The following is a 4,452-nucleotide window of genomic DNA, read 5'->3' as shown; positions in this document are numbered from 1 at the left end:
GCCGAGTTCACCCGGTCCTACCTTGCGAGCGAAGGGTTCATCGAGGTCGAGACGCCCATGCTGACCAAGTCCACCCCGGAGGGCGCCAGGGATTACCTGGTCCCGGCGAGGGTAACGCCCGGACGATTCTTCGCCCTTCCCCAATCACCCCAGATATTCAAGCAGATACTCATGGTGGGTGGTCTCGACCGCTACTACCAGATCGTTAAGTGCTTCAGGGATGAGGACCTCCGAGCGGATCGGCAGCCCGAGTTCACCCAGATCGACATCGAGATGAGTTTCATAAACGAGGGAGACATAATGGCCCTCATGGAAGGGTTGATGAAGGGGCTTTTTCTGAGCGTACTGGGTGAAACCCTGGAAGTCCCCCTACCGGTGCTCTCCTGGCATGAGGCAATCGACCGTTTCGGCAGCGACAGGCCCGACCTGAGGATCGAGGAGGAGTTGCTCGACCTGGACGGATGTTTCGTCAACTGCGCCTTCGAGGGTTTCCAAAAATCTCTAAAAGAGGGCGGTGTGGTAAGGGGGCTTCGCGTACCCGGCGGTGCTTCGCTGTCTCGAAAGGAGATGTCCAAAATCGAGGACCGGGCCAAGGAGCTGGGGGCCACGGGCCTGTCCTCCTTCGTGCTCCGGGAAGGAAACCTTAAGGGACCCTTGGTCAAGTTCCTCTCCGAGGAGGCCCAGGCACTCCTGGTTGACAGGGTGGCCCTCACGGAAAGGGATGCACTGTTAGTCGCGGCGGGTCCCTGGAAGAAGACCTGCGAGATGCTTGGCCATCTCAGGCTCGAATTAGGATCCGGTTTCTTCCCCAGGAAGGAAGAGGCCTGGAAATTTCTCTGGGTCACCGGTTTTCCCCTCCTGGAGTGGGACGAGGAGGACCTGAGGTGGACGGCGGTCCACCATCCTTTCACCTCCCCCAACCTGGAAGACCTGGAAAACCTTGAATCAGACCCCGGCAGGATCAGGTCCAGGGCTTACGACCTGGTCCTGAACGGCACTGAAATCGGGGGAGGTTCCATCAGGATCCATGACCCCTCGGTCCAGCGAAGGGTTTTCGAGGTAATGGGCTTCACGCCGGAACGGGCCAGGGAGAGGTTCGGATTCCTTATGGACGCCCTCGCCTCGGGAACGCCGCCCCACGGCGGGATCGCCATCGGCTTTGACAGGCTGGTCATGTTCCTGGCGGGCGCGCATTCCATAAGGGATGTCATAGCCTTTCCGAAGACCCAGAAGGCGCAGTGCCTGATGTCGGGCGCTCCCAACAGCGTCGATCCCGGACAATTGGCCGAATTGCGCATCTCGCTGATGCCAAACGGGAAGGACGGGGCATGCACCTCCAGGGACGGGGAGTGAGGATCGGGGAAGAGGAAAAGCCCTGGCGCTTCTCCCTTGATTTGGGGAGCACCCGATTGAATGGCGAACTGCGGGTGGATGGCTGGAGCGAATCGAAAGAGATGAACGCCTGGGTCGAAAAGCACGCGGGTGAAGAGGTTGAGTTGGAACTGGAAGGAATGGGCAGGGCCATCCTGATCCCCGAGGGCATCGCGATCCATGAATCGGGCCACCACAGCGAGAGCAGAGTAAAGGTGGGGGGGCTCCTTCACCCTTCCTGAGGGAACCGGTTTGGAACTCACCCGGCGTTAAAGTTATAATAGGAAAAAATATGGAAGGGAGGCGGGATAATGGCCAGGTTGACCTTTCTTGGGCATGCGGCCTTCCACGTCGAAGGCGGCGGCCTTGACGGCCTGATTGACCCTTTCCTCACCGGGAACAGCATGGCCCCCTTTTCCCAGGAAGATTTCAATGACGTCAACTATATTTTCGTGACCCATGGTCATGGGGACCATCTCGGAGATACTCCGGAAATCGCGAAAAGGACCGGGGCCATGGTGGTCGCCACGGTGGAGATGTGCCATGTCCTGGAAGGTATCAAGTGCCATCCCCTGCAGATAGGCGGAGCTTTCACTTTCCCCTTCGGAAGGGTCAAGATGACGCCGGCCTGGCACGGTTCGAGCGTGCAGGGTTCCAGCGACAAGGAGATGATCTACGGGGGCGTGGCGGGGGGTTTCCTGATCGAAATCGACGGGCGCAAGATCTACCACGCCGGCGACACGGGTCTCACCGTGGAGATGGGACTTCTGGCCGAGGATGGCGTTGACGTGGCCCTGCTCCCCATCGGCGGTAATTACACCATGGATATCGACGACGCCGTCAGGGCCGTAAAGATGATAAAGCCCCGGGTGGCAGTTCCGATGCATTACGATACCTTTCCACTGATAAAGGCCTCTCCCGGGGAATTCGCCGCGAAGGCTTCGGAGTTCGCGGAGATAAAGGTCCTGAAGCCTGGAGAAAGTCTGGAAGTCTGACCGACGCCGCTTCTATCAGGAATACTTCAGCCCGAAAACGGGGTGGAAGATCCTTTCATCGTGAAGGAATCGTGACTGCTCCTCCAGTGCCTCCCTCGCGGAGTCGCCCAGGTTGACCGCCAGGACCGAGGTCAGGATGTGCACCAGGAAGAGCGGTCCGACGACGCTGCTTCCGAACATCGGACTGGCTGCACTCACGAAGAAGGAAAGGTCGGAGAACCGGCAGATTGGAGCCGCGGCGTTGTCGGTGATGGTGATGATCCCGGCCCCGTTCATTTTGGCCTTCTCCACGGCTTGGGTGACCTCGATGACGAAGCTCGGGAGTTCGCAAACGACGACCACGTCCTTCCGCCCGATGCCCCTGGCTTGTTCATGGAGGGTCATGGAAGACCTCGTCATCAGGATGGCCTTCATCCCCATGATCCTGAGCCTGATGAACAGCGACTGGGCTACCAGGGTCGAGATTCCCCATCCCGCGCAGTAGATCGAATCGGCCTCTTGGAGCTTTGAGCAGAAGGCGGAGACGTTTTCGGGCCTGATCTGTGACCAGGTGTCGTCCAGGTTTGCGTGCTCCAACCGATGGATCGTCTCGGGGAGGTCCTGCCGGTGGTTCGTTACCCGGGCCAGCATCGCCGCCGGATTTATCTGTCCGAGCACGGCTTCCTGGAGGGCTTTCTTGAGCCCGGAATAGCCGTCGAAGCCAAGCAGCCTCGAGACCCTCACCATCTGGGCCTTGGATACCCCGAGGTCATCAGCCACATCGCCTATGGAGCGAAAGGCCGCTTCCCTCATGTGCATCATCAGGTATTCGACGACGCGCCTTGCTTTTTTGGGCATGCCCTCTATTTTCTCCCTGACAAGAGCCTGCAGCTGTTCAGCTTCCAATTCGTAACCCCTCCGCAATACGTAAAATAAATTTTTAATTAATATTTTTTTATTGGAGTATAGGCTCTACCCTGGGGAAAAGCAATTCGGAACGATCTTTTTGAATTCTCTTTCCGGGCCCTGGTCAACCTCCGCCATAGCCGGATTTTATTTCGTTTTTGATCTTGTCCATGACCTTGAATATGAAATAGGTCGACAGCAGGAAGGAAACAAAAGCCGAAACGGGTTGACACCACCAAACCCCCGACAGGCCAAAGAACCTCGAAAGGACAGCTGCAGCCGGTATGCGGACCACCAAGGTCCGCAGGATCTGGGCAATCATCCCGTAAACGGGGCGGCCGCTTCCCTGGAAGATGCCCCAGAAGGAAATATCAACGGCCGCGAAAAGGTAGGCCGTTGCCGAGGCCCTTATGGAAGCCATGGCCATACTCATGACCAGTTCCGAAGGCCGGAAGAGGGCCAGGACGAGGTCGGGCCACAGGTATACCAGGGTTCCGATCACGCTGATCATGGCGATCGAGGATAAAAGGACCACTTTCAGGGCTCCATGGACCCTGGAGTAGTCGCCCTTGCCGATGTTGAAACCTATGAAGGGAATCAGGGCGCTGTTGAAACCAAACACGGGAAGAAAGACGAACATTTCCACCCTGTTCCCGAGCATGAAGGCGCCGATCGCGGCGGGGCCATAACCGGAGAGAATCCTGTTGAGCATGGCGCCCCCTACGGCCATGCTCCCCTGGGATACCGCTACAGGGAGGCCGATCTCGCCTATGCCCACCCACCGGCGCGGATAATCGGATCTCCAGGTCAGGCCGGGGATGAAGGCGCTTCGTTTCCTAAGCCTCGACCAGAGGTAAAGGCACGACGCCAGCCGGCCTATGAAGGTCGCTACCGACGCCCCTGCAATTCCCCATCCGAAGGTGAATATCATGAGAGGGTCAAGGACCACGTTTATGGCGTTTCCTAGGATCATGCTATTCATGGGCGTCACCGTATCCCCCTGGCTCCTGAAGGTGGATTCGGCGATAAGCGAGAAGGCCATCAAGGGGGTGCCGAGCACCATCCATAGAGCGTAGCGGTAACTCTCGGAGAGAACATCGCCGGAACCGCCGAGGAGGGAGAAGAAGACATTCGACGATGGGCGGAAAAGCAGGGGAAGGGCCGGCGTGGTGAGGATCAGGACAAGGATAAGCGCCGAGTC

At 58.3% G+C, this 4,452-nt stretch carries 5 protein-coding genes; 3 read left to right on the top strand and 2 right to left on the bottom strand.

Annotation, left to right across the window (positions count from 1 at the left end):
* The 3 genes from aspS to GX108_05630 all read left to right on the top strand — a co-directional run.
* On the top strand, positions 1–1,353 hold a 1,353-nt coding region (aspS, locus tag GX108_05640; GenBank protein NLO56519.1), incomplete at its 5' end, for an aspartate--tRNA ligase.
* Positions 1,329–1,613 (top strand): hypothetical protein, encoded by a 285-nt coding sequence (locus tag GX108_05635; protein NLO56518.1) that lies wholly within the window; start codon positions 1,329–1,331, stop codon positions 1,611–1,613. The genes aspS and GX108_05635, both read left to right, overlap by 25 nt.
* 69 nt (positions 1,614–1,682) lie before the next feature.
* On the top strand, positions 1,683–2,366 hold the full coding sequence (locus tag GX108_05630; protein NLO56517.1) for a metal-dependent hydrolase: 684 nt from the start codon (positions 1,683–1,685) through the stop codon (positions 2,364–2,366).
* Positions 2,367–2,381: 15 nt separating this feature from the next.
* On the opposite strand, the gene GX108_05625 is transcribed toward GX108_05630, so the two are convergent.
* Both GX108_05625 and GX108_05620 read right to left on the bottom strand, forming a co-directional pair.
* A complete protein-coding gene (locus tag GX108_05625) occupies positions 2,382–3,251 on the bottom strand; it encodes a MurR/RpiR family transcriptional regulator (GenBank protein NLO56516.1) in 870 nt (289 codons plus the stop codon).
* A gap of 124 nt (positions 3,252–3,375) precedes the next feature.
* Positions 3,376–4,452, bottom strand: a 1,077-nt coding sequence (locus GX108_05620) for an MATE family efflux transporter (protein NLO56515.1), incomplete at its 5' end; no start/stop codon positions are given.

It is taken from the genome of Thermovirga sp. (assembly GCA_012523215.1).
Taxonomy (GTDB): domain Bacteria; phylum Synergistota; class Synergistia; order Synergistales; family Thermovirgaceae; genus 58-81.
The sequence above is the reverse complement of the archived record's forward strand: the minus strand, read 5'-3'. Positions and strand labels throughout refer to the sequence as shown.

What these genes read in the sequence shown, in the direction of transcription:
- GX108_05630 (NLO56517.1), top strand. Translation starts at nt 1,683, where the DNA reads ATGGCCAGGTTGACCTTTCTTGGGCATGCGGCCTTCCACGTCGAAGGC.
- GX108_05635 (NLO56518.1), top strand. Translation starts at nt 1,329, where the DNA reads ATGCACCTCCAGGGACGGGGAGTGAGGATCGGGGAAGAGGAAAAGCCC.